General features: G+C 60.9%; 23 protein-coding genes and 2 pseudogenes. 16 read left to right on the top strand and 9 right to left on the bottom strand.

Annotation, left to right across the window (positions count from 1 at the left end):
- Positions 1–150 precede the first annotated feature (150 nt).
- The 4 genes from RG540_RS26620 to RG540_RS26605 all read left to right on the top strand — a co-directional run bounded on the left by RG540_RS26620 (position 151) and on the right by RG540_RS26605 (position 4228).
- Complete coding sequence (locus RG540_RS26620) at positions 151–1587, top strand: sulfatase family protein (protein WP_041364989.1); 1437 nt, start codon at positions 151–153, stop codon at positions 1585–1587.
- Between the two features lie 103 nt (positions 1588–1690).
- Complete coding sequence (locus tag RG540_RS26615; RefSeq protein WP_041366411.1) at positions 1691–2443, top strand: ABC transporter permease; 753 nt, start codon at positions 1691–1693, stop codon at positions 2441–2443.
- Complete coding sequence (locus RG540_RS26610) at positions 2440–3210, top strand: ABC transporter ATP-binding protein (RefSeq protein WP_041364987.1); 771 nt, start codon at positions 2440–2442, stop codon at positions 3208–3210. The genes RG540_RS26615 and RG540_RS26610 overlap by 4 nt, the downstream gene beginning before the upstream one ends.
- A gap of 61 nt (positions 3211–3271) precedes the next feature.
- Entirely contained in the window at positions 3272–4228 is a 957-nt protein-coding gene (locus RG540_RS26605) for an aliphatic sulfonate ABC transporter substrate-binding protein (protein ID WP_041366410.1), read from the top strand.
- Between the two features lie 335 nt (positions 4229–4563).
- On the opposite strand, the pseudogene RG540_RS26600 reads toward RG540_RS26605, so the two are convergent.
- The 3 genes and pseudogenes from RG540_RS26600 to RG540_RS26590 all read right to left on the bottom strand — a co-directional run bounded on the left by RG540_RS26600 (position 4564) and on the right by RG540_RS26590 (position 7034).
- Positions 4564–5459 (bottom strand): annotated as a pseudogene (locus RG540_RS26600) (sigma-70 family RNA polymerase sigma factor).
- A pseudogene (locus RG540_RS26595) lies at positions 5456–6213 on the bottom strand (SDR family NAD(P)-dependent oxidoreductase). The pseudogenes RG540_RS26600 and RG540_RS26595 overlap by 4 nt, the downstream one beginning before the upstream one ends.
- A 176-nt stretch (positions 6214–6389) precedes the next feature.
- Positions 6390–7034, bottom strand: a complete 645-nt coding sequence (locus tag RG540_RS26590) for a TetR family transcriptional regulator (RefSeq protein WP_041364985.1) — start codon at positions 7032–7034, stop codon at positions 6390–6392.
- Positions 7035–7126: 92 nt separating this feature from the next.
- On the opposite strand from RG540_RS26590, the gene RG540_RS26585 reads away from it, so the two are divergent.
- The 5 genes from RG540_RS26585 (at position 7127) to RG540_RS26565 (ending at position 12310) form a co-directional block, all read left to right on the top strand.
- The gene (locus RG540_RS26585; protein ID WP_041364983.1) at positions 7127–7786 is read left to right on the top strand and encodes an O-methyltransferase; all 660 of its coding nucleotides are present in this window, start codon (positions 7127–7129) and stop codon (positions 7784–7786) included.
- A 42-nt stretch (positions 7787–7828) separates the two neighbouring features.
- A complete protein-coding gene (locus RG540_RS26580; RefSeq protein ID WP_041364981.1) occupies positions 7829–8698 on the top strand; it encodes an SDR family oxidoreductase in 870 nt (289 codons plus the stop codon).
- Between the two features lie 90 nt (positions 8699–8788).
- A complete protein-coding gene (locus RG540_RS26575; protein ID WP_041364979.1) occupies positions 8789–9172 on the top strand; it encodes an NIPSNAP family protein in 384 nt (127 codons plus the stop codon).
- On the top strand, positions 9172–9933 hold the full coding sequence (locus RG540_RS26570; RefSeq protein ID WP_041364977.1) for an SDR family NAD(P)-dependent oxidoreductase: 762 nt from the start codon (positions 9172–9174) through the stop codon (positions 9931–9933). Before RG540_RS26575 ends, RG540_RS26570 begins: the two co-directional genes overlap by 1 nt.
- A gap of 286 nt (positions 9934–10219) precedes the next feature.
- Entirely contained in the window at positions 10220–12310 is a 2091-nt protein-coding gene (locus RG540_RS26565) for a carboxy terminal-processing peptidase (RefSeq protein ID WP_041364976.1), read from the top strand.
- Positions 12311–12334: 24 nt separating this feature from the next.
- Here the strand turns inward: RG540_RS26565 and RG540_RS26560 are convergent, their stop codons facing one another.
- On the bottom strand, positions 12335–13051 hold the full coding sequence (locus RG540_RS26560) for a response regulator transcription factor (RefSeq protein WP_041364974.1): 717 nt from the start codon (positions 13049–13051) through the stop codon (positions 12335–12337).
- Positions 13048–14286, bottom strand: coding sequence for a GAF domain-containing sensor histidine kinase (locus RG540_RS26555; protein WP_041364972.1), 1239 nt, complete (start codon positions 14284–14286; stop codon positions 13048–13050). Before RG540_RS26555 ends, RG540_RS26560 begins: the two co-directional genes overlap by 4 nt.
- A 241-nt stretch (positions 14287–14527) precedes the next feature.
- Between RG540_RS26555 and RG540_RS26550 the strand changes: the two genes are divergently transcribed.
- The 5 genes from RG540_RS26550 to RG540_RS26530 all read left to right on the top strand — a co-directional run bounded on the left by RG540_RS26550 (position 14528) and on the right by RG540_RS26530 (position 19917).
- A complete protein-coding gene (locus tag RG540_RS26550) occupies positions 14528–15541 on the top strand; it encodes an ABC transporter substrate-binding protein (protein ID WP_041364970.1) in 1014 nt (337 codons plus the stop codon).
- An 87-nt stretch (positions 15542–15628) separates the two neighbouring features.
- On the top strand, positions 15629–17092 hold the full coding sequence (locus RG540_RS26545; RefSeq protein WP_041366409.1) for an ATP-binding cassette domain-containing protein: 1464 nt from the start codon (positions 15629–15631) through the stop codon (positions 17090–17092).
- Positions 17089–18030: an ABC transporter permease gene (locus tag RG540_RS26540; RefSeq protein ID WP_041364963.1), complete on the top strand. Its 942-nt coding sequence runs from the start codon at positions 17089–17091 to the stop codon at positions 18028–18030. The genes RG540_RS26545 and RG540_RS26540 overlap by 4 nt, the downstream gene beginning before the upstream one ends.
- Complete coding sequence (locus RG540_RS26535) at positions 18027–18974, top strand: ABC transporter permease (protein WP_041364961.1); 948 nt, start codon at positions 18027–18029, stop codon at positions 18972–18974. Before RG540_RS26540 ends, RG540_RS26535 begins: the two co-directional genes overlap by 4 nt.
- 25 nt (positions 18975–18999) lie before the next feature.
- Positions 19000–19917, top strand: coding sequence for an SMP-30/gluconolactonase/LRE family protein (locus RG540_RS26530; RefSeq protein WP_041364959.1), 918 nt, complete (start codon positions 19000–19002; stop codon positions 19915–19917).
- A gap of 71 nt (positions 19918–19988) precedes the next feature.
- On the opposite strand, the gene RG540_RS26525 is transcribed toward RG540_RS26530, so the two are convergent.
- The 4 genes from RG540_RS26525 to RG540_RS26510 are packed head-to-tail and all read right to left on the bottom strand — an operon-like array spanning position 19989 to position 22622.
- Entirely contained in the window at positions 19989–20645 is a 657-nt protein-coding gene (locus RG540_RS26525) for a CDP-alcohol phosphatidyltransferase family protein (protein ID WP_041364957.1), read from the bottom strand.
- Complete coding sequence (locus RG540_RS26520) at positions 20642–21034, bottom strand: hypothetical protein (protein WP_041364955.1); 393 nt, start codon at positions 21032–21034, stop codon at positions 20642–20644. The genes RG540_RS26525 and RG540_RS26520 overlap by 4 nt, the downstream gene beginning before the upstream one ends.
- A complete protein-coding gene (locus tag RG540_RS26515; RefSeq protein WP_041364953.1) occupies positions 21034–21981 on the bottom strand; it encodes a phosphatidate cytidylyltransferase in 948 nt (315 codons plus the stop codon). Before RG540_RS26515 ends, RG540_RS26520 begins: the two co-directional genes overlap by 1 nt.
- Positions 21978–22622, bottom strand: a complete 645-nt coding sequence (locus RG540_RS26510; RefSeq protein WP_041364951.1) for a lysophospholipid acyltransferase family protein — start codon at positions 22620–22622, stop codon at positions 21978–21980. Before RG540_RS26510 ends, RG540_RS26515 begins: the two co-directional genes overlap by 4 nt.
- 209 nt (positions 22623–22831) lie before the next feature.
- Here RG540_RS26510 and RG540_RS26505 point away from each other — a divergent pair, with 209 nt between their 5' ends.
- Both RG540_RS26505 and RG540_RS26500 read left to right on the top strand, forming a co-directional pair.
- A complete protein-coding gene (locus RG540_RS26505) occupies positions 22832–23815 on the top strand; it encodes a LysR family transcriptional regulator (RefSeq protein WP_051909821.1) in 984 nt (327 codons plus the stop codon).
- 148 nt (positions 23816–23963) lie between these two features.
- Positions 23964–25472, top strand: a complete 1509-nt coding sequence (locus RG540_RS26500; protein WP_244446773.1) for a class I adenylate-forming enzyme family protein — start codon at positions 23964–23966, stop codon at positions 25470–25472.
- The last annotated feature ends 13 nt before the right edge of the window (positions 25473–25485 follow it).

Raw genomic sequence — 25485 nt, 5'->3', positions numbered from 1 at the left:
AGCTCAAAAAATCCCGTGAGTGATCGTTGCGTTAACGGTAACTTTATGCCATCTTTTTGAAATGGAGGCAAGCGAAAGAGGGACCGAAGTCGTTCTTTTGCCTGGCACGGCAGGCGAAAGCCAGCTATCGGCGACGCGGAGGAGCAGTATATGGCTGAAAGGCCAAACATCATTCTGATCATGACGGACCAGCAGCGCTACGACTCGATATCGGCGCTCGGGTTTCCCTATGCCGTGACCCCCAATATTGATGCGCTTGTCGAAAAAGGCGTGGCGCTTACCAATTGCCACGTCAATGCGCCAAGCTGCGTTCCCTCGCGCGCAAGCCTGTTCTCCGGCTACTACCCGCATACGACGGGCGTTCTGGCCAACGGCCAGGCATGGCAGCGGACATGGGTCGAGCAGCTACGTGACGCCGGCTATCGCTGCGTCAACGTCGGTAAGATGCATACAATACCCTATAATTCGGACTCCGGTTTCCACGAGCGCTACGTCGTGGAAAACAAGGATCGCTATATGGAAGGCCGCTGGTATTTCGACGAGTGGGACAAGGCGCTGGCCGCCAACGGACTCGTCAAACAGCAGCGCGAACACTACCGTAAGCTCGACGACTATCGTGACAGGCTGGGCTGCTTCGACTGGAAACTGCCCGAGGCGCTGCATTCCGACGCCTTCGTCGGCAATATGGCGAAGTGGTGGGTCGAGACCTATCCGACGACCGAGCCGCTGTTCCTGCAGGTCGGTTTCCCCGGGCCGCATCCACCGTTCGATCCGCCGGCGCGCTATGCCGAGCCGTATCTCAGGCGCAACGACCTGCCGCTGCCAAGGCCGACGAAAGAAGAGCTGCGCTCCCTCCATCAGGAGCTGAAGGACAAGCGCCAGCACGACGTGGAGGTCGATCACGACTCCGTCGTCTGGAGCCTCGATCCGTCTGAAGATCAGATGCAGCGGCTCTGGGCGCATTATCTTGGCAATGTCACGCTGATCGACGAAAAGGTTGGCGAACTGCTCGGTTCACTTCTGGAGCGCGGCTATCTCGAAGATGCCATCGTCATCTTCACCTCGGATCACGGCGAATGCCTGGGCGAGCATGGCCTGATCCAGAAATGGTCGATGTATGACGTCGTCACCCGCGTGCCGACCGTCATCTGGTCGACGGCTGGCCGGTTTGAGGGTGGACGCTCGGTCGACGGTCTCTGCCAGCTCTTCGACCTCGGTCCGACCATTCTCGAATATGCCGGCATTGTGCCGCCGAAAACCTTCGAAGCGAAAAGCCTTAAGCCGGCGCTCGAAGGCAAGGACTGGACGCCGCGCGCCCACGTGTTCTGCGAACAGATCGGCGACGTGGCAATGGCCGGCGGTGTCGAGTTCATGACCGGTGTGAGGAGCGACCGGTGGAAGCTCGTCCACTTCAAGGGCTCTGAGGATGGACAACTGTTCGACCTCGAGAACGACCCGAAGGAGGTGAGGAACCTCTGGAGCGATCCGGCCCATGCGGAACGGAAGCGCGAGCTTCTGGATGTTATGCGCGACTGGCTGATCGAATCCAACTTCAAGACGCGTGACGTCATGGCGGGTGCGCGATGAGCCATCGATATTGTCGGGATAGATCAGCTTCCCGGAGGGAGACATGACCTTGTCCATCACAACGAGTGAAGAAAAGCCCGAGCCGGCCAGCCGGCCGTCCCTCATGTCCGGTTCGATTGCAATGATGGCGGTCAATATCGCCGCCGTGGCTGTCGGCATCATTCTCTGGGCCGTCGTGACGTCACAGGGGGTTGTCGGCCTTCCGACGCCTCTTGCCGTGGCGAAGCAGGCGGTGATCCAGGCGCAGAACGGGCTTTTGTGGTCGGATGCGATTTCGAGCCTTGGCCGTGTCTTTACCGGCTTTGCGCTCGGCATCGCGGTGGCAATCCCTGTGGGCTTCCTGATGGGCTGGTATCGTATTGCCCGCGGCATCATTGAGCCCTACGTGCAGTTCTTCCGCACCATCCCGCCGCTTGCCATCATCCCCCTGGCGATCGTCACCATGGGCATCGATGAAACACCGAAGATCTTCGTCATTTTCTTGGCATCCTTCCTGTCGAGCGTCGTGGCGACGTATCAGGGCGTCGTCAACGTCGATAGAACGCTGATCAACGCCGCACGCGTGCTTGGTGCCAACGACTTCACCATCTTCCGGCGGGTTATCGTGCCTGCCTCGTTGCCCTACATCATGGTCGGCGTCCGTATCGGTCTCGGGTCGTCCTGGGCGACCGTCGTCGCCGCCGAACTGATTGCCGCACAATCGGGCCTGGGCTTCCGCATGCAGCAGGCGCAGCTCTACTACGATCTTCCGACGATTTTCGTCAGCCTCATCGCGATCGGCGTGCTCGGTCTCATCATGGACCGCATCGTTCAGACGACCGATAGCGTGTTGACCGCCTGGCAGGAAAAGCTATGAACACAAAAATCTCGTTCCAAAGCGTCACCAAGACTTTCAGCATCGCGGGGCAGATCTCCTTCAACGCGTTGCAGGGGCTCAACCTCGATATCGAGGATGGCGAGTTCATCACCGTGGTCGGCCCGTCCGGCTGCGGCAAGTCGACAGCCATGAATATCGCGGCGGGCCTTACCAATCCGTCGTCCGGACAGGTGCTGGTGGATAACGTGCCGGTCACGGGACCGGGGCCTGAACGTGGCGTGATCTTCCAGCAATACGCGCTCTTTCCGTGGCTGACTGTTCGCCAGAACGTCGAGTTCGGCCTGCAGATTGCAGGTCATCCGAAGGCGGAGCGCGGCAAGATTGCAGACCATTTCATCGGCCTCGTGGGCCTGAGCGACTTCTCGAACTCCCTGCCGAAGACGCTTTCCGGCGGCATGAAGCAGCGCTGCGCGATTGCGCGGGCCTATGCGGTCAATCCGAAGATCTTGCTGATGGACGAGCCTTTCGGCGCATTGGATGCTTTGACCCGCGTGCAGCTTCAGGATCAGTTGCTAGCCACCTGGAGCAAGGAGCGGCGCACGGTGATGTTCATTACCCACGACGTCGACGAGGCCGTTTACCTGGGGAGCCGCGTCGTCGTCATGGCCGCCCGGCCGGGCCGGCTACACAAGATAATTCGGGTTGATCTGCCCTATCCGCGCACCGAGGAGATGCGCCTTTCGCCCGAATTCTCGACATTGCGCAACGAGGTGTGGCGGTCGGTCTACCATCCGGCCGTGGCCTGAAGCTTTCAAAAACATCGGCTGTTACAGGGAGGAAATGAACATGCTGACGAGACGTAATCTGATGAAGACGACGGCGGTCGCCGCCGTGGCGAGCGCATTTTCCATCGGCGGAAAGGCAAGTGCCCAATCCGCTGACATGACCATCGGCTACATTGCCGACTTTCCCAATGCCAGTGTCCTGGCAATCGCTCAGGACCAGAAGCTCTGGGAGGCGGAAGGTATCACGCCGTCGGTCAAAGTTTTCACCAACGGCCCGATCCAGATCCAGGCGATGGGCGCCGGCAGCTTGAATTTCGGCACGATCGGCCCCGGAGCGCTCTGGCTGCCAGCGAGCGGTCGAGCCAAAGTGGTCGGCGTGAACGATATCGGATTTTCCGACCGCGTTATCGTGCAGGGCAATATCAGCACGATCAAGGATCTGAAAGGCAAAAAGGTCGGAGTGCCGCAGGGCACTTCCGGCGATATGATCCTGCGCATGACGCTCACCAGGGCCGGCATGACGGTCGGCGACATTCAGGTCGTGCCGATGGATCCTGCAACGATCGTTTCCGCGTTCACGTCAAAGCAGATTGATGGTGCCGGTATCTGGTATCCACTGATCGACGTGATCAAACCGCGCGTTCCGGATATGAAGGAACTGGCGTCCAACCAGGATTTCTATCCGCAGACGTCGTTCATCAATACCTTCGTCGCCCGCAACGAAATCGTCCAGCAGAACCCGGATCTCGTGAAGAAATTCCTGCGCGTCATGAAGAAGGCGATGGATTACCGCGCCGCGAATATCGACCGGTCCATTCAGATTACGACGGCCTTCCTCAATGCCCCGGCAGATGCGACCGAGAAGGTCGCCCGCAGCCGCAAGATGCTGACAAGCAGAGAACTGGACGCCTTCACAAGGGACGGCACGGTCAACAAGTGGCTGGCGGACTTCAACAAGATGTTTCAGGAGTTCGGCACGGTGAAGGATCCGCTGCCCCCGGAACAGTTCTATACGGGCGATCTGTTCACCAGCGCTTGATCGTCATCCACTCCTCACGGTTAGTCGACCGGCCGCGATGTCGTGAAAAGGCGGCGCGTGGCCGCCTGATCGGAGGGATCAGTGCCTTTGCGCAGTGGCTCCCTCGTAGCTGGCGATGTCATCGATGGACCATCCCGAAAGATGCACGTTGTGATGGTTGTCACAACGCCTTCGGGATGGACGTCGGCGTACCGAGGTCTGCTCGACAAGTTATTTTCCCGAAGCTTGTTGTCGGCTGTCAGCCGGCGGTAGATACCCGCCGGAGCCGCCTCCTGTCAAAACCGAGAAGAGCGATTTTCCTTCCGTGTGACGGGCGAAAATCGGGTTGGGCTGGATCAGAACACCAGTTCCGCATCATCGACATTGTAAGGAGCGTAGCGATAATCGCGGATGAAACTGATCCGTTCGCCGCTCCATTCCAGCCACATGACGTGGGTCGGTTTCGGGTCGCCTTAGGCGCTGAAAACGGCGATGACCTGCCGGCCCTCCAGCCAGGCGGGGACAAGCCATATTTCGTCGCACTTGGCGTAGATCGTGAAGAACAGACCGACGTCTGCAGCGCCGGAGCGCAGCGGGTACGAGGACTGCTGAAGTTTCACGTCCTCGGCGAGGAGCGCGCGCAGACCATTCCAGTCCCGCTGGTTGAACAACGAAACGTAGCGCACCGCGGCAGGGGAGGGTGCCGTCCGGTTCGGAAGCGGGATGCTTTGAGCATTGATCTCCCGGAGCCGCGCACGCCCCGCGCCAGATGCCCCTTCACCGCGTCAATTGTGATGCCGAGCAAACAGGCAATCTCTGCCAAAGGTTCGTCGAGCACATCTTTCAATATAACGGCGCGGCGCTGCAGGACAGGGAGTTCATGGAACCGCGACACCGCAGTGTGCATCGCTTCTTCATGCATCAGACTCTCCAAGGGATCGAGATTGATTTCGTCGACGACGTTTTCCGCGGCCTCGACGGGCTCTGCGGCACGGATCGCCCGGCCGCGCAACAAATCCAAGGCGCGATTATGGGCGATCTTGAACAACCAAGCCCGCGGGTGCGGCGCCTCGTACAGGTCTTCAAGGGCAACAAGAGCTTTGGCAAAGGTGTCTTGAACGACATCCTCGCCATCGATCACCGATCCCATGAGGCGGGCGCAATAGCGATGGAGCTCCGGCCGCAATGCCTCGGCCAGGACTGTGAATTCAGCTCGTGTGCCGCGGTCAGGTTCCGACAATCCAGTACTCAATCCGCAAACCTTTCCATTACGTCCACACCCTTGTCGCCAGACAATCCGAATGCGAACCCATCAGAATAAGCTGGATTGTCAAGCACGGCCACCACGTTTCGCCGAAGAGCCTCGGTGGGCATCGGCGCCCCGAAACGCGCCACGAATGCTTCGGGTTCGATGTCCATGGCCCGGGCATAGGCGCTGGCGGCGGTGTCACCGATACCCGTGCCTAAAATCATTTGCCGAGGCAGGATTGCCTGGAAACGGATACCAAGCTGCCTCTGCTCGGAAACCCGAGTGGCATATTTGGCCATGAACCGGAGCATGCGTTTGGCGCCGCCATAGCCGCCTGACATCGGGGATCCATCGACGGCCGCGCCGCTCGACACGACGACAACCCGGGTCCCGGGTTCGAGCGGCAGGTTCAGCGCGCCTTGCAGCCAGTGTAGCCCGGCTTTGACGTCGTGCTCCCAGGTCGCGGTGAAATCGGCCCAACTGATCTTGTCCAATCGCTCCATCGGCGGTTTCGCTCCGGCGTCAGCACAAGGATGTCCGGCCGAACGTCCGAAAGGATACGGTGGGTGGCGGCCTCGTCCCTGGCATCGGCTGCAATCGTCGAAACGGCCAGTCGGGTTCGGACCGCCTCAAGCGCATCGGATTGACGCGCCACAACCGTGACCCTTGCCTCCTGATCAACAAGTGCCTCCACCAGCCCCAGGCCGAGCCCGCGGCTTCCACCGGTGACGACGACATTCTTACCCTTGAGACTCATCGGTTCTGCTCCTTTGCTTCGATATTGCAAAGACGATCGAGGTTCTGGAAAAGAGTCAGCCGCTGACACTGGAAATCAAAACGCGATCCCATCGGGCTCGGGCCTGTGCGCGACCAGGAATGTGATCCCTGATAGAATTCGGGATCACGGAGACTGCCACGTCCACGCGGCAGCGCCTATGGCGAAGATTCATCACCCCCGAGCTTGCGCATATAGGCTTCGAACATGTCGGCCATTGCATTGGCGAACCCCTCGATCTCCGCCGCGTCATGCTGTGCCTCGGAGAACTCTTTCCCGACGGTGCTCATTGCCGTGAAAATCAGGTCACCCGCCATGTTACGGACTGCCTCCGAAGACCGTGGCAGCGCCTCTATCATGAAAGCGTCGATGTTACGGCTGCCCGCCTCGCGTGCCTCCAAGGCCTCCGGCGCATCTCTGTAGAGCGGGGCAGCGTCGTCCAGTGCAACGCGAACCGCAGCCTCGTCGCATTCCGACTGAATGAACATGTGGACAAGCCTGCGGAGCCTTGCGAGCGGCGGCATCGAGCGGTCGCCCAGGATATCAGCCAGCAGGTTGGTGGTCTGCCGCCATTCGTCGCTCTGCAGACGAAACAAAATAGCGGCCTTGTTGGGGAAGTACTGGTAAAGCGAGCCGACGCTGACGCCGGCCTTCTCAGCCACCCGCGCGGTGGTGAAACGATGTGCGCCCTCCTCAGCCAAAACGCGAACGGCAGCCTCGAGAATTGCCTTCACCAGCTCTTCCGAGCGGGACTGCTTCGGCAATTTTCTGGAAGAAATTGAATAGCTTGCCCGGCCGTTCATGTCCCAGCTCCGTAAAGCGATTAGCGAATGCGACTAATTAATCGTATTTTCTGGCTCAACGCAATCCTACGCAAACACGAACGGTTCTGATCATGAATTCCACCCTTTTGAGCGCTCCGCTCGCTCCCCTCCTGGATCGCCTCTTCAGGCAGGCCGACGCCGCTACCAGCCCCGCCATGGCAGCAATGTCGGAGGAAGAACGCGACCGCCTGCTGACAAGCAAGACCGAATATCTCGACCTCTATAGCCAGTTGAAGGACCTCTGGCTCCCGGTGTCCAGGGAGACGGGCGAGCTTCTCTACATGCTTGCGAGGAGCATGAAAGCAAAAACCATCGTCGAGTTTGGCACCTCTTTCGGCGTCTCGACGCTGTTTCTCGGAGCCGCGCTGCGCGACAACGGCGGAGGTCGCATCATCACCACCGAGTTCGAGCCGTCCAAGGTGGCGCGCGCCCGCCAGAACATCGCCGAAGCGGGGCTTTCGGATCTTGTCGAAGTGCGCGAAGGCGACGCGCTTCAGACGCTTGCAAGCGATCTGCCGGAAGGCATCGACCTGCTCGTGCTCGACGGCGCCAAGGCCCTCTATGAAGACGTACTTGCCCTGGTCGAGGATCGGTTGAGGCCCGGCGCGCTTGTCCTTGCCGACGACGTGGACTTCAGCCCGGAATATCTGAAACACGTCCGCTCGCAGACCGCCTCTTACCTCTCGACCCCGGTCGCCGAGGGCATCGAGCTTTCCATCCGCCTCGGCTGATGCCGAGACCCACGCCAACACACCACGCATAGGAGAATGAAAATGCATGTATTCGTTACAGGCGCCACCGGCTGGGTCGGTTCTGCGGTTGTCGAGGACCTGATCGGCGCCGGCCATACGGTGAGCGGTCTTTGCCGTTCAAGTGGAAAGGCAGCCACGCTATCGGCCATCGGCGCGACCCCCGTCGAAGGTTCGCTGGACGACCTTGGGCTGCTGCGCGCAACGGCCTCAACGGCCGACGCCGTCATCCACACCGCCTTCAATCACGACGATTTGTCCAAGTTCCTCGAGAATGTCGAGCAGGACCGGCGCGTGATCGAAACCCTCGGCGAGGCGTTGGTGGGAAGCAGCCGCCCGCTGATCGTCACCTCCGGTCTGATGGGCCTGCCCCGCGGGGCGAGGGAAGCCGATCTTCCAAACCCGGCGTTTCCGCGCAAATCGGAGGTCGCGGCGCGATCTGTCGCCGAACGCGGCGGGCGGGCGGCCACGGTGCGCCTCGCGCCTTCGGTGCATGGCATTGGCGATCATGGTTTCGTCCCGACCCTGATCCGTTTCGCCCGTCAGACAGGCGTCTCCGCCTATGTCGACGACGGCACCAATTGCTGGTCGGGCACTCATCGTCGCGACGCCGCCCGCGTCTATCGCCTTGCACTGGAAACAGGCGTCACGGAGGCGGTCTACCACGCGGTCGCAGAAGAGAGCGTGCCCTTCAGGCAGATCGCCGAAGCGATCGGGGCCGCGCTTGGTCTTCCAGCCGAGTCCCGGCCGCGCGAGCATTTCGGCTGGTTCGCCCATTTCGCGGGAAGCGATATGGCGGCTTCCAGCGTGAGGACCCGCGCGCTCCTCGGCTGGCAGCCGCGGGAGGCGAGCCTTCTCAGCGACCTCGGTCGCCCGGAATATTACGCAGGCTGATCGAAATGCAGAACCCGCGCCTCGAAGGCGGGTTCCGCACCGTAAGCGTTCACGTCAGCCAACGCGGTCCAAGTCAATCAAGGAAAGACGATGAACGACACGATCACACAATTGGCCACGGTCGGCCCGTATGACCTGCGGATCTATGACGTCCTCGAGGGCGAGATGGAGACCCTGTTGCAGGTCCTTGCCGAACTCGCCCTTCCCATGATGCCGGAATACGGCATCATGCCGGTAGGCTTCTGGACGGAGGAAACCGCTGAGAGGCTTTTCCAGATATCGAGCTATTCCCGGCTCGAAGATGTCCAGAGCAACTGGGATCGCTTTCATGCGGATCCGCGATGGCAGGAAGGGCTCGCAAGGATCCGACAGGACCGCGTCATCGTGAAGAAGGTCGAGACCGTTCTTCTGCGCGGGCTCGATAGCCTGCCTTCAGCGGGTTCCTGCGAAGCTGCAACGGGAGGATGCTTGTGATGTCACTCGAAGGAAAGACTGCTGTCGTGACCGGCGGCGCCCGCGGCATCGGCCGGGCTTATTGCGAACGTCTTGCGGCGGACGGAGCCAACGTCGTGGTCATCGACAGGGACGACGCCACCCCACTCCTGCCGTCGCTTTCCGGCAACGGACAGAAATATGCACTCGTCTGCGATGTCAGCGAGCCTTGGAACATTGAAGGCGCTGCCTCGACCGTTCTCGACCTGTTCGGTTGCTGCGACATCTTTGTGAATAACGCCGCCTATATGCCTATCACAACGCTTGAAACGGTCACTTCCGAAGTCTGGCGACGCGTTCACGCCATCAACGTCGAATCCATTGTTCACTTCGCTCGTGAATTTGTCCCGGCGATGGCTGCTGCCGGTTGGGGAAGAATCGTAACGACGGGATCTGCCGTGACGCTTCACCCTCAGACGCGCGACCTCGCCTACATCGCCAGCAAGGGCGCCGTTCACGCTGTCACGAAGGCACTCGCCAACGAACTTGCAGATAGGGGCATCACGGTGAATTCGCTCGCTCCGACCGTCGTTCTCACGGAGGGATTCGCCGGACGCCTGCCCCTGGACGGGCCGTCGGCTGACCAGATGATGGAGCGGATCATATCCCAACAGACCATCAAGCGCGCCTGCCTGCCCAGGGACGTGGCGGACGCTCTGGCTTTTTTGGTCTCCGATGAAGCGGGCTTTATTACCGGACAGATCATTCATGTGGATGGCGGCCGAACAAGAAGCGGCGCGTAATTCTTTCCCTCAAAGGCGGGCCGCAGGGTCTACATCGACTATTCTGACAGCAAGCGGCCAGCCCTTTCACCAATGCTGTGCCTCCATATGCGCCGACAATGTCATCTGCAGGGAGGTTTTCAGAGGTCATGACGCCGGAGCCCGTGTGGGCGATCAAGCGATCGCCCGGAGCCAGTGTTTTCGTGGCGGATGCACCATTCTCGGATATCGTTGCCAAAACGCCATAATTGTTGCACCAAGATCCCAGCACTATAGTCTCGACATTGCAAAATGGGATCAAAGTCGAATGCGCATACATTACGGTTTCCTCGGCATATTCCTTGCAATCGCACCATCGGCATATGCGCTGGAAGTTGGGCCACCGCCGGCTTTGGCGCCGCTGCAGGGCCAAGCGCAAGCCGCTCATTTGAGCGCACAGTTGCTGACGCGATATGCCTATAAGCCGGTTCCGCTCAACGATGCGCTATCGGTCAAGATTACAAATCGGTTCATCAAGTCCCTGGATCCGGACCGGATGCTCTTCCTGCAGGCTGACATCGACAAGTTCATGGCTGGCAGCGCCAGGATCGACGATGCCATCGTCCAGGAAGACCTGGATATTCCGTTTTCGATTTTTAATGTCTATGCGCAGCGCGTTGTCGATCGCATGACGTACGCGCGCAGCTTGCTCAAGCAGAACTTCGATTTTAGCGTGCGGGAAAGCTACTCTTTGCTCCGCGACGAAGAACCCTGGCCGCAATCGGAGCCGGAAAGGAACGAACTGTGGCGTAAACGCGTCAAAGGCGATTGGCTGCGTTTGAAGCTGGCCGGCAAAGCCGATGCAGCAATTCGTGAGACGCTCGACAAGCGCTATCAGAACATCCTCGAGCGCGCCTATACATACAAGAGCGATGACGTTTTCCAGTCGTTCATGGGCGCCTACACCACGTCCGTTGATCCGCATACGGACTATTTTGGTGCTGCCGCGTCGGCCAACTTCGACATTTCAATGAAGCTTTCGCTGGTTGGCATCGGCGCGGTATTGCAGGAACGCGATGGCTATACGACGGTCCGTGAACTCGTACCGGGAGGACCTGCGCAACTGTCCGGAAAGCTGGCGGTCGGGGATCGTATTATCGGGGTCGGTCAGGGCGAGAATGGCACCGTAAAAGAAGTCGTGGGCACCCGCCTCGATGAAGTCGTGCAAATGATACGCGGGACCAAAGATTCCGTTGTCCGCTTGGACGTCCTGCCGGCAGACGCCGGCGAGAGCCACCGGGTCATCAGCCTGGTGCGGGACAAGATAAGCCTCGAGAAACAGGCCGCGAAAAAGGCCATCCTATCCGTGGAGGACCGCGGTGCGGCGCGCAGAATTGGGGTGATTACCCTGCCGGTGTTCTATGAGGACTTCGAAGCGCGGCGCAAGGGCGACAAGGACTACAGAAGCGCAAGCCGTGACGTCGCCAAGCTTCTTGGCGAACTCAAGCGGGAAAACGTCGACGGCGTTTTGATCGATTTGCGTGATAACGGGGGAGGGTCGTTGGCTGAGGCGATCGATTTGACAGGCCTGTTCGTCGGAAAAGGCCCGGTGGTTCAGCAACGCGACGCCGAAGGAAAGGTCGAGGTAGAAAGCGATGATTTATCCGCGCCCGCCTGGGCAGGCCCGGTCGGTGTCCTGATCAATCGCGGTTCAGCGTCGGCCTCCGAGATTTTTGCCGCAGCGATACAGGATTACGGTCGCGGTGTGATTGTTGGCGAGCCTAGTTTCGGCAAGGGCACCGTACAAACCGTTATCAATCTCGACAATGTCGCCCACAACAGCAAACCGAAATTCGGCGAGTTAAAGTTGACGATTGCCCAGTTTTTCCGCGTCGACGGCGGGACAACACAGCTGCGGGGTGTGACACCCGATATCAGCTTGCCCGGCCTTTCGGACCCTAAGACCCTTGGCGAGGCGAGTTATGACAACGCGCTGCCATGGGCCCAGATCAAGCCTGCGAAGTATACGGCCGCGGGCAATATCGCGGCGCTGCTGCCGCAGCTCGAAAGCCGCCATGATGCTCGCGTGCAAAACGATCGGAATTTCCAGCATTTTGTCGAGGACGCCGCCGAATTGAAGGCGCAGCGCGAGAAGCGCGTCATTTCCCTCAATGAATCGGAACGTCAAAACGAATTGACGGCCTTGGCAGCCCGTCTCAAGGCGCGCGAGCAAACAAACGACGGTTTGGCTCGCAGTGGAGACGATGGCCTGGAAGCAAACGAGCGTAGCCTGAGCGCCGATATCGCCATGGAAAATGCCCGCAAGAACGCCAAGGACGTCTTGCAGAACGAAGCTGCCTCGATTGTTGCCGATGAAGCGGATTTGCTGGAGGGCACGTCAAAGCCTGGCACTCGGTGAAAGGCGGGGCCGCCGCCTCGCCACTTAATTCCCGCCGGAATTGCGCAATTCGCGTTCGGCCCTTTCGAGCGCGCTGGCGTTCAGCACCTTGCGAAGCAGTGCCACGGCGACTGCCCGCATGCGCAGGTTATACCAGCCCTCCGGTCCGTCGCCCGGCACTTCGTAGACATCCAGCTTTTCATAAAGCTGCTGGAGACGGTTCTGGACGCTCCGCAGCGAAAGCCTTTTGCGCTGGGCGATCGCTTTATCGGTCAGGCCGAGCGCCACATCCACCAGGATTTCGTATTCCGCATCGCTTAAACCATGCGCATTGCCGAGGCTCTTCTGCTGGATGCCACGCACCTCGCGGTCGATAACGCATTGCGACTCCATGAAGACGCCGCGCAGCGCCAGCTTCAACCGCTCGTCGGAGGTTGATTTCAGCACATACCCATAGGTCGCACCTTCCGGAACGATGCGTGCCACCCCGCGGACATAGGCTTCATCGGAATAGTTCGACCAGAACAGGATCTTGGTGTCCGGCCGCTCGCGCCAGATGGTGCGGGCAGCCTCGATGCCGTTTCGCTCGCTCATCTGCAGGTCCATGACCACATGTTCGGCCCGTGATTGGCGCGCCTGCACCTCGCCGGTGTGGCCGTTTTCCGCCTCCAGGATCGTGTCGCATTCCGGCAGTGCTGCCCGCACCGCCTCGTGGAGATAGGACCGGTGCAGCGGATCGTCCTCGATGATCAGCACCCTCATGTCGACGCCTCCACCAGGCGCTTCGGCCCGACGGGGAGGGTGACCTTCACGGATGTGCCGCGACGGTCGGCATGACCGGCCATCTCGAACCGCGCGGAGATGAGCCGCGACCGCGTCTTCATGTTGTCGATCCCATGGCCCGCCTTGTCCTGTGGGCTGCAGATGCCATTGCCGTCGTCGTCCACCTCGATCGAAAGCACCCGCTTGCGGCTCGCAAGACGCACCAGGATGGTTTTTGGCTGGCCGTGCCTGATGGCGTTGTTGACGGCTTCCTGGACGATGCGGAACAGGGCCGTCGCCACGGTTTGGTCGAGGTCAACGAGTGCGCCGTCGCTTTCGTCGATCATCCGCCATTCGATTGGCTGCCCGCTTTCGCGCACCGAGCGCTCGAGATGGTTCTCGATCGCCTCCGCCACGCCGAACAGCTGCAGCACGGTCGGCTTGGCCTCCTCGATGATCTCGCGAAGATCGTGCATGCATTGCTGCAGGGTGCGACAGAGCGGTTCGAGCGCATCGCCATGCATGTCCGCAAGCCTCGACAGACGCTCCATGCGCCGTGAGAGCCGCGTCAGGTCGGCAAGCGTCTGGTCGTGCAGGTCCATGCCGATCCTCTGGCGTTCGGCCTCCAGCGCCTCCGTCAGTTTCAGCGCCCCCAGCCGCAGCCCTTCCTCGCGGGCGCGTGCCTCCGTCTCGACGATCGCCGAGCGCTTGGCCTGCTCGGCCGCCCTCAATGCAAAGAAATAGGGGGCCAAAAGGTCGGCGATCGAACGGGCATTCTCGACATCCTCCATCGAGTAGCTGTCACGTTCATGGCTGGAGCAGCTCAAGGCACCTATGATATCTCCCTGGACCTTGAGCGGCACATGCAGCCTGCTCCTGAGGGAAAGCGCGATAATCGGGCTTGAAAAGGCGCCTTCGAAATGGAAGCGCGGGTCGGCACAGGCATCGGGCGACAAAAGGAAATCCACCTCTCCGGCCAAAAGCGTGCGGATCGGGCTGCCAGTCAAAAGCGCCGGCGGTTGCTGGCTCCAGGCAGTCGCAAGTCCGCTTTCGTAAGCGATGTGATATTTGCCATCCAGCATCTTGATGCAGACGTCGAGATGGTCGTGCGGAATGATGTGGCTGATCTCGGCCGCCACCGCCTGGATGATAGCATTGAAATCGAGCTGTCCGGCAAGAAGCCGGGAGATGCCGAGATAACGGTCGAACAACGCGTTTCGCGCCCGATTGAGCATGACGGACCTCCTCCCAGTCCTTGAAACCATTAGACGCTTCGTTGTGGTTCTTGTCTTGCGGGAACCCGCATATTTTGCGCGAATACCCGCAGAAAGGTTGCTTGTATGCGCCTATACAACATCTGATTTCTCCTCCATTCTCCTCCTACTGAGCAAACGGGGCTCAGCGCAAACACTATCTTCGGCCACCGTTGAGGAGCGGCCCGGGGAGAACCCCGTTGGGAACTCTAGGGAGGAAATCATGATCATCAGAAAGATGCTTTTCGCATCTGTCGCAATCGCTTGCGTTGCCGGGCCGTTCTCTGCCCTGGCCGAAACTTCGGGCAAGAAGATTGCCCTTTCCAACAACTATGCCGGCAATTCCTGGCGGCAGGCGATGCTGACCAGCTGGGACAAGATCACCAAGGACGCCGTCGCAAAGAAGATCGTTGCCGCTGCCGATCCGTTCACGACCGCAGAAAATCAGGCGACCGAGCAGGCCGCGCAGATCCAGAACATGATCCTGCAGGGCTATGATGCGATCGTCATCAACGCAGCCTCGCCGACCGCCCTCAACGGCGCCATCAAGGAGGCCTGCAATGCCGGTATCACGGTCGTTTCCTTCGATGGCATCGTGACCGAGCCTTGCGCCTGGCGCATCGCGGTCGACTTCAAGGGGATGGGCGAAAGCCAGATCGAATACCTCGCCAAGAAGATGCCGAAGGGTGGGAATCTTCTGGAGATCCGGGGCCTCGCCGGCGTTTCGGTCGACGATGAAATCCACGCCGGCATCCAGGCGGGCGCTCAGAAAAACCCGCAATTCAAGATCGTCGGAGCCGTCAACGGCGACTGGGCTCAGGACGTCGCGCAGCGCGCCGTCGCCGGCATCCTGCCAAGTCTGCCGGAAATCACGGCGGTCGTGACCCAGGGCGGCGACGGTTACGGCGCGGCGCAGGCCTTCGCCACGGCAAACCGACCGACCCCCACCATCGTTATGGGCAACCGCGAGGACGAACTCGTCTGGTGGAAGCAGCAGAAAGACAAGAACGGCTACGAGACCATGTCCGTCTCGATCGCGCCCGGCGTCTCGACGCTCGCCTTCTGGGTGGCGCAGCAGATCCTTGACGGCAAGCAGGTGAAGAAGGACTTGGTTGTTCCTTTCCTGCGCATCGACCAGGCCAATCTCGAAACCAACCTCGCCAGTACCCAGAAGGGCGGCGTCGCCAATGTCGAATATTCGCTGGAAGACGCTCAGAAAGTCATCAGCGCCAAATAGGCTGGTCCTCCCAAACAACCAGGCATGGCGCCAGCAGGCGCCGTGCCTTCGCATTGCCCTGCCCAGATCATCGACGATGTGTTTCGCATGAATGAAATAACAGCAAGACGAGAGGTGGTCGCGGTCCGCGGCCTCAAGGTGACCTTCGGCGCCGTCAAGGCGCTGGACGGAGCGGATCTCGTCATCCACGGCGGCGAATGCGTCGGCCTCGTGGGCCACAACGGCGCCGGCAAGTCCACCATCGTCAATGTTATCAACGGCAGCCTGAGCCCGCACGCAGGCGAAGTCAGCTATGGCGGTTCGAGGGCCCAACATGGCATCTCGACTGCACGAGCCAATGGCGTTCGCTGCGTCTTCCAGGAATTGTCGCTCTGCCCCAACCTGACCGTCAACGAGAACGCCCGCGTGATGCACGCGGAACTCGCCGGCTGGAACTGGCGCACCAAGGCGGCCGCTCTCGTCAAACAGCAATTGGGTGATATTTTTCCCGGCCACGGCATCGATTGCGACAGCACGATCGACGAGCTTTCGATCGCCGAACGACAGATGGTCGAGATCGCCATCAGCTTCGCCGGCCTGAACGAAAAGTCGAAACTCGTCATTCTCGACGAGCCGACTTCTTCGCTCGACGCGGGGTTGGCGGCGCAGCTCATGGCCTATATTCGGAAGTTCGTCGGGGAGGGCGGTTCTGTGCTGCTGATCTCGCACATCCTCGGCGAAATCCTCTCCACCTCGGATCGCATCGTGGTGATGAAGGACGGCCGGGTCGTCGCTGACCGCTCCGCTCCAGAGTTCAGTACCCGCAGCCTCGTCGAAGCCATGGGCAACGTGGTACGCGAGCAGGAATGGCTGCGCGCGGCAGACAAGCGCGATGGCGCGCCGGTGCTTGCGATGCCGCCACGACGGGGTCACGGTCTTGCCTTCCAAGCCCATCGCGGGGAGATGATCGGCCTTGCCGGTCTCGGGGGACATGGCCAGACGGAAACGCTCCTCGATCTCTATCTCTCGCGCAACAGCAACTGGTGGCCGGCACGCCGGAAGGAGATCGCCTTTGTTGCCGGCGACCGCAGCCTGAACGGTATATTCCCGCTCTGGAGCATCCTGAACAATCTCAGCATCGCCTCGCTCGGCGATCTTTCCTCGCGGAGCATCGTGGACCATGATCGCGAAGGCGTGCTCGGCAACGGCTGGAAGACGCGCATCGAGATCCGTACGCCGGATATGGAAAATCGCATCCTGTCGCTTTCCGGCGGCAACCAGCAGAAAGTGCTGTTCGCCCGTGCATTGGCGACGACGGCGAGGATCGTGCTGATGGACGACCCGATGCGCGGCGTCGATGTCGGCACCAAGCAGGAAGTCTATGACATCCTGCGCTCCGAGGCGGCAGGCGGTCGCACCTTCATATGGTATTCGACGGAAATGGACGAAATTCGCCTCTGCGACCGGGTCTACGTTTTTCGGGAAGGCGCCATCGTCGCGGAACTCGCGGGCGACGCGATCACCGAGAAAAACATACTCGAGGCTTCCTTCGGCGCAGGCGAGGCGGCATGAAGATATCCTCCGGCACGATCCGCCTTATCATCCCTGCCGCGTCGCTGGCGCTGCTGCTCACCGCCGTCTTCTACATGCAGCCGCGCGCCATGAGTTATACCGGCCTGAACCTGCTCTTCAATCTCGCGGTGCCGATCGCGCTCGCGACGGTCGCGCAGATGCTGATCATGGCGGTTAACGATCTCGACCTGTCGATGGGCGCCTTCGTCAGCTTTTGCGCCTGCGTGACGGCGACGTTCCTGCAGGCCTCCCCGGCAATCGGCGTGCTGATTTTCCTTGGCGCCATTGCGGCCTATGCCGTGATTGGCATGGTCATTCATGTTCGAGAATTGCCCTCGATCGTCGTGACGCTGGGTATGAGCTTCGTCTGGGGCGGGCTTGCGGTCCTTATGCTGCCATCCCCCGGTGGCGAAGCTCCGGCCTGGGCCCGCTGGCTGATGACCTCCCGGCCTCCTTTTGTGCCGATGGCGATTGTCGCCAGCCTCGTCATCGCGGGGGTCACCCATTTCGTCATCATGCGCTCCTCCGCGGGTGTGCTGATCCGCGGCATCGGCGGCAATGTCCGCTCGGTCGAGCGCGCCGGCTGGTCGGTTATCCGCATCCGTGCCGGAACCTATGCGTTGGCCGGCTTCTTCGCCGTTCTGTCCGGCATCGCGCTCGTCGGCCTTACGACCTCGGCGGATGCGAACATCGCATTGCGCTACACGCTGCTGTCGATCGCCGGCGTCATCCTCGGCGGCGGCGAATTCGTCGGCGGCAAGGTCTCGCCGATCGGCGCCGTTATCGGCGCATTGACCCTCACGCTCGCCGGCTCCTTCCTCTCCTTCATGCGCATATCACCCGATTGGCAGATCGGCGCGCAGGGCGCGATCCTGATCGTCGTGCTGGCGCTTCGCCTTTTCCTGAACCGGTTGGAAAAGCAGGAGAAGGGCCGATGAACGCCGCGCGCCTCCTCTTTACCAAGCCCTGGATATGGTCTTTCGCGGCCACGATGATCGTCTGGATCGTCACCGTCCTCTTTACCGGCGGCGCGAGTTCGCTAGGCTTGTCCCAGGCAGCCCTTACCTTCGCGGCCTTCTCGGTCATCGTCGGCATCGGCCAGATGTTCGTCATCACCCTTGGTCCCGGCAATATCGATCTTTCCGTGCCCGCCACGATGACGCTTTCCGGGACGCTGGCATTGAAGCTGATGGACGTGCAGGATGGCATGATCCTCGTCGGCCTGCTGACGTCGATCCTGCTGGGTTTCGCAATCGGCATCGGCAACTATGCGCTGATAAAACTCCTGCGCATCCCGCCGATCATCGCGACCCTCTCCATAAGCTTCATCGTGCAGTCGACAGCCATCTGGGCGAACCGCGGCCTGCGCATCAAGCCGCCGGAAGTGCTGGCGAGCTTCACGACGTCAAGCCTGTTCGGCATCCCCAACATTGCGATCGTCGCCCTGATCCTCTCGGTCATCGCCTGGGTTCTGCTGAAAAAGACCATTTATGGCCGCTGGATCTCGGCGATCGGCCAAAGCACATTCGCCGCCCGGATGACCGGCATTCCCGTCGACGGCACGCGGCTCGTCACCTACATCCTCTGTGCCGTGCTGGCCTCGATCTGCGGTTATCTGCTCGCGAGCTTCTCCGGCGGGGCTGCACTGAACATGGGGTCCGAATACCTGCTGATGTCGATCGCCGTGGTGGTGATCGGCGGAACGGCGGTCGCGGGCGGCAACTCCAACATCCCCGGCATCTGGGGCGCGTCGCTCTTCATGTTCCTTGTCGTGTCGATGTTGAACACCTATGGCTTCGGTGCCGGGTTCCGCCTCATCCTGACCGGCCTCATCATCATCGCCGTCATCCTGGTTGCCGGCGGCCGTCAATCCAACCGATGAACAAACTCAAATCGGACCCTCTCCCATGCCGCAAATCCCTTCCATCTACGAAATCCACGACGACCGCTTTCGGCACCTGATCGTTGGCAGCGCGGCTCTCGAAGAGCTTTATTCCGATTGCCGCTGGGCCGAAGGTCCGGTCTGGTTTGCGGATTTGAACTGCCTGATCTGGAGCGACATACCCAACCAGCGCATGCTGCGCTGGGCGCCGGACGGCGGCGTCTCGATCTTCCGTTCGCCGTCGAATTTCGTCAACGGCAATACACGTGACCGGCAGGGCCGGCTGGTGTCGTGCGAACACGGTGGCCGGCGTGTCATCCGGACCGAGATCGACGGTTCGATCACGGTTCTTGCCGACCGTTATCAGGGCAAACGGCTCAACTCGCCGAACGATGTCGTCGTGCGCTCGGACGGCAGCGTCTGGTTCACCGACCCGACCTACGGCATCAAGTCCGACTATGAAGGTTATCGGGCCGAGCCGGAGCAGGATACACGTAATGTCTACCGTCTCGATCCGGTGAGCGGCGACCTTGAGGCGGTCGTCATCGATTTCGGCCAGCCGAACGGCCTTGCGTTCTCACCGGATGAAACGAAGCTCTACGTCGCCGATTCTGCCTCCAGCCATGATGTCAATGCGCCGCGTCATATCCGTGTCTTCGACGTGGTCCACGGCAAGCGTCTTGCCAACGGCAAGATCTTCTGCAGTCTCGACAATGGCCTGCCCGACGGTTTCCGCGTCGATATCCAGGGCAATGTCTGGACCAGCGCCGGCGATGGCGTGCATTGCTTCTCCCCGAAAGGCGAGCTTCTCGGCAAGATCCTGGTGCCACAGACCGTCGCAAACGTCACGTTCGGCGGCCCACGCAAAAATCGGCTTTTCATCACCGCCACCAAGTCGCTCTATTCGGTTTTCCTGGCGACCAACGGCTCGGCGCTGGGCTGACCTCATCCACAGATCGGCGGCAACTTTGCATGCCGCCGAAGACACACGTAGCGATGTTTCCCCGGCCTGATTTAATGTCCTGCTTTTCCCAGCAGTTTGAGGCGCGTGATCAATGTCCTTGAGCGGCGGATTGCCGTGAAGGCCGCGCCGAGCGCGATTATTCCAAGACCAATCATCAGGATCTGGTTGTACCCGCCCCACAACGGTTCAAGGATCGATGCCAATCCTGCCGCGGTGATCGTTGCCATACGGTGCTGCTTGGCCATCGGGCCTGAGAAATCACTCGGATTGCCTGTGGCGCGGCCGAGTTCCCGGACATAGGCCGTCAAGACGGCAAAAGCACCGGCGGCCCAGCCGAGACCTGGCATGCCGATCCCATATCCGACGCCCGCAAAGATCAGAAGATCGGCGACGCGATCCGGGAGCTCGTTCCAGAACGGCCCGTCCGGCTCTCCCTTTCCGCCTTCGACGGCGACCATGCCGTCGAACAGATTGCAAAGCAACCGGCCCTGGCAGCAGAGGACGGCCAATAGAAGGCAGGCAATACGCGCCCATCCGACCGTTTGTCCCGCCAGATAGAAGGCGCCGCCGCCAAGCGCTGCCGCGACCATGCTGGCCTGGGATATCTGGTTGGGCGTGATGGTTTTCGACGCCATCCACCGCGCGATCGCGCCTGCCCAGCGCGTGTTGCGGCTTGCCAGAGGTCGCCTGTCGCCTGTCTCGGTCATGTCTTGGCTCCTCGTGCGGAGATCGAATAATTGTAGATCGTGGCGTAGCTCGTCGATACCAGAAGCGGAACCGCGACGGTCTTGAGGATTTCCGGTGTGCCGCTCGCCGCGTGGATGGCGACGAGAACCGCGGCCGAGCCGAGGCAGGCAATCAGCGGCGGCGCCCAAAAACGTGTCAGGCCCTCAAAGCGCTTCGAAAGCCCGTCGATCACCGATTTCAGGAAAAGCGTCAGGCAGGCGGACATCACGCCCTGCACCAGACCCGAATAAAGCGGCCTTGGCATTTCATAAGCACGATTGGCAAAAACCGCCCAGCCACCCATGGCAAGAAATGCAAACAGCACATGCACCGTTCCGCTGCGCGCAAGCCGTTTCAGCGCATCCGGCATCACAGCGACCACCAGTAGCGCACGATATGGAAGAAGATCGGTGCCGAGAAGACGACGGAATCCAGCCTGTCGATCAGACCGCCATGACCTTCGATGAGATTGCCCCAGTCCTTGATGCCGCGATCCCTTTTGATCGCCGACATCACCAGGCCGCCGAAGAAACCCATCAATGTGATAATGAAGGCGAGGAGCCCTGCCTGAACCGGCGTGAATGGCGTTATCCACCAGAGGGCCGCGCCGATCAGGGTAGCGCTGATGACGCCGCCGACAAAACCTTCGACTGTTTTCGACGGCGACAATTTCGGAGCGATCTTGGTGCGCCCGAACAGCTTGCCCCACACATATTGCAGCACGTCACTCAACTGGACGACGATCACCAGGAAGGCGATCAGCAGCACGTTGCGCCCCTCGTAGCCCGGGATGTTCAAGGTCAGCAGCGCCGGGACATGCGAGGCGCAGAAGACGCAGATCATCAGTGCCCATTGCACTTCGGCGATGCGGATCAGAAAGCGCTCCGTATCGCCCCTGAGCACGGATATGATCGGCATCAGCAGGAACGCATAGACCGGAATGAAGATCGAGAAGATGCCGTATTGTTCCGCCCAGAGCAGATAATACTGAAGCGGCACCACGACGAAGAAGGCGGCCGCCAGTGCCCAGTGATCGGCTCGGCGGGTGTTGATGAGGGTGACAAATTCTCGAAGCGCGGCAAAGGAGCAGAACCCGAATAGAATGAGAACGCCGATTCGGCCCGCCACGAAGGCAATGCCGATCAGGACGACCATGATCCACCAGGCCTTGATCCGGGCATTGAGGTTTTCGATCGACGCGTTCGAGCCGGTCGGCGAGAGGCGCTGTTGCAGCACGTAGCCGATGGCCGAGGCGAAAATGAGCACGCCGAAGATACCGGCCACCAGCGTCAAGAGATCGGAACTCGCGGCACTCATTCACCACTCCCTGCAGGTTTAGGAGACAAAGCTAAAAGAGCGCTTCGCATTCGATCAAGGAAAGCGTCCTTGGTTTCACCCGGAGCGGACTGCAGGGCACTACCGAAGGTGACGGTGCAGATCAGCGGTATCGGGACGATCTCGCCCTTCGGCATGACGCGATTGAGATTGTTGATCCAGACCGGAACGAGATCTATGTGAGGCCGCGCCGTGACCAGATGAAAAATACCGCTCTTGAACGGAAGGAGAGGGGCCTCGGACTGGTTGCGCGTGCCTTCCGGAAAGAGGATCAGCGATGAACCGGCGTCGATCGCCGAGGCCATTTGCGCAATGGGATCCTCCGTCCTCTTGTCACGCTCCCTTTCGATGAGGACGGCATTGAAGACGTCGCTGCCAATGAAGCGATTGAGCGGCGATTTCAGCCAGTATTCAGCGCCGGCAACCGGACGAGCCTGATGGCGGAGCCTTGGCGGCAACACCGCCCAGACCAGCACGAAGTCACCATGGCTGGAGTGATTGGCAAAATAGATGCAGGGCCGGGAAGGCAGCCCTTCGTCGGGCCATATGGCGCGAACCGCCGTGACCGCCCGGGCAAACAGGACGATTGCCGCCGCCGCGGCCTTTGCAATAAAACTTTTCATCCACCCCCCGGCCGAAGTTCGTGATCGCGCCGGCCGAACTCTAGCACCGTCATCGCCGGAAGAAAGGAACTTCGCAGACGTCCAGCTGAAAAATCGCGAAGATGCTGCCGCGCCACTCATACGCCCTCCACCGCCGGAGCAATACAAGTTCGTTAGGTGGCACATCACTTGCATCGCGTCCCGCGATCCGCCTGCAAGAGGAAACGGCCGTGTACGCGAACATAAATCCCTCTATCGACGTCAGGTTGCTGCGCACCACCTATCTGCTGCTGAGGGAGCGCAATGTCTCCAAGGTCGCCGTGCTGCTCGGACACAGTCAGCCGGCCGTCAGTGCCTGCCTGAAGAAGGCGCGCGAGATCTTTGCGGATCCGCTTCTCGTGCGCAGCGGCCAGAAACTGGTGCTGACCGAGCGCGGCGAAGAGGTGATGGCCTCGATCGCGGCCATGCTCGAAGGCCTCCTGGATACACTCAACCGCAGCAGCCAGTTCGATCCCGGCATGGTTCACAGCCGGATGCGGATTGCCGCGGTCAACTGCTTCGGCACCTTCCTCATTCCGCCGATCGCCACCAGCATCCGCCACGAGGCGCCGGGTATATCGGTGGACTTCTTCGCGCCCTCGGAACAGAGCGACCTGATCGAGGATCTGGGGTCGGGCCGGGTGGACATGGTGATCGGCAATTGGCCGGCGCCGCAGCAGAGCCTGAAATCGAGCACGCTCCTGCATTGCGACATCGCCTGCGTAGTGCAGAAATCGAATCCGCTGGCGAAGCGCGGGCGCCTTCTGCTCGATGATTATCTCGATGCCGACCATGTCTCGCCGACGCCCGGCTCCAACGCCGTCTATAGCCCGATCGACGGACGACTGGCGCAGCTTGGAATGCGCCGCCGCATCGCCATGTCGGTTCCGGAATATGCGCTGATCCCGGCAATCCTTGCCGAAACAGACCTGATCTTCACCACGGCGCGACCCTATGCGGAATATATCGTCGCCAATGCGCCGGCCAATCATCTGCAGCTCGTCGAGGCGCCGAGGGAGTTCGACCAGATGAACCTCTATCTGTTGTGGCACGAGCGGGCTCACAACAGCGGCGCCAACCGGTGGCTGCGCAATGTCATCCGCACCGTCGCCCGCCGCTTCGACCAGACACTCCACCCCGCGCCATCCGCAATCCCGCTGCGGGCTGCCTCTTGAGGCCGGCAGGTATAAGCAAACGGATATACCCGCTATCGACGGCCATGGCATTCACCTCCGGCGCAAATTTGCTCATGCTGAAGGCAGGATTTACATCTGCCAAAGAATTGAGCAGGCAGATTTAGCGCCGGGGAATTTCGAAATGTTGATGCACACTCTTCTCGTGGATGGCGCCAATCGCGATCCGGACCATGCGTGTTTCCACTGGGTCGATCGCGACAAGAGCCTGACCTATGCGCAGGCCGTCGATGCCATGGAAAGGGCTGCCGGCGCGCTGCACAGTTTCGGCGTCAAGCCGGGCGATCGGGTGACGATCTTTGCCCATAACGGCATGGACTATCTGACCATGATGCTCGGCTGCTGGCGGCTCGGGGCGATTTCAGCTCTCGTAAACGTCAAATTCGCCGACGAACTTGCCTATTATTTCGGCGATCACCAGCCGACGGTGGTCGTTTATACCCACGACAAGCATGAGCAGGTGAGTGCGGCGGCCGCCGGCGTGCCGACAATCCGGGCCTTGATCTGCATGGACGGCCCGCAACTAGGCGCTCATTCTCTGCCGGACCTGATGGCGGCTGCCCTGCAGGCGCCTGCCGATCCGGGCAACGAAGATGCGATTGCCCATCTTTCCTATACGTCCGGGACGACCGGCAAACCGAAGGGTGCCTGCCTGAAGCACGAGCCGACGGTGAGGGCGACCCGCTGCATCGCCGAGCGGCTGCAGATCACCGCGGCCGACGTTTCGTTCGGCCCGAGCGCGCTGTCGAGCTCCTATCAGCTGGTCGGCAATCTCCTGCCGCAGCTGTCGCGTGGTGCGGCCATCAATGTCATGGGCCGCTGGACTCAAGCGACCGGCTTTGATGCGCTGGAAGCCCGCGGCGCCACCATGTTGATCGCCAATCCGCCGATCCTCACCGACGTGCTCAACGAAGCCGCCATCCGGGGCCATTCGCCTTCCAAGCTGCGCATGAGCATGTCCGGCGGCGGTCCGGTTCCACCGGTTCTCAAGGCTGGCTGGCAGGAGAAGCTGAAGCTGCCGCTGGTCGAAAGCTACGGCCAATCCGAGCTCGGCGGTTTCGTGGCGCTGGGCTTTCCGAAGCTCGATGCCGCCGACATCGAGACCCGACGCGCCGGCATGCCGCTTCCGGACAAGGAAGTGCGCATCCTCAATTCCGACGGTTCCGAACTTGCCTGCGGCTCCGTCGGCGAAATCGCACTCCGCGGCGGCTTCATGTGGGGTTACTGGGGCAAGCCCGAAAAGACCGCCGAGACGCTGCGTGACGGCTGGCTGTGGACCGGCGATATCGGCATGATCGACCGGCACGGTTTTGTCACCATGATGGGGCGCCGCTCCGAGCTTCTCGAAGTGGGCGGCAAGACCTGGTACCCTCGCGACGTGGAAGAGGCGCTTTCGACGGTGGCCGGCATCGAGCAGGCAGCGGTCGTCGGCGTGCCCGACCCCGCGATGAAGACCCGGCCGGTCGCCTTTGTACAGGCTGCCGCGCCGGTCGATGGTGAGGCCGCAAAGGCGCAGATCGCTGGCACGGTTCCCTACGACCTCTCCGTCATGACGGTCATTTCACTGACCGAACTTCCCATGACCCCCACCGGCAAGATCGCCAAGGCGGAGTTGGCGGCACGCGCCGCTGCGGCCTGAGCGACAATCGAGG

It is taken from the genome of Neorhizobium galegae bv. orientalis str. HAMBI 540, from assembly GCF_000731315.1.
GTDB lineage: Bacteria > Pseudomonadota > Alphaproteobacteria > Rhizobiales > Rhizobiaceae > Neorhizobium > Neorhizobium galegae.
The sequence above is the reverse complement of the archived record's forward strand: the minus strand, read 5'-3'. Positions and strand labels throughout refer to the sequence as shown.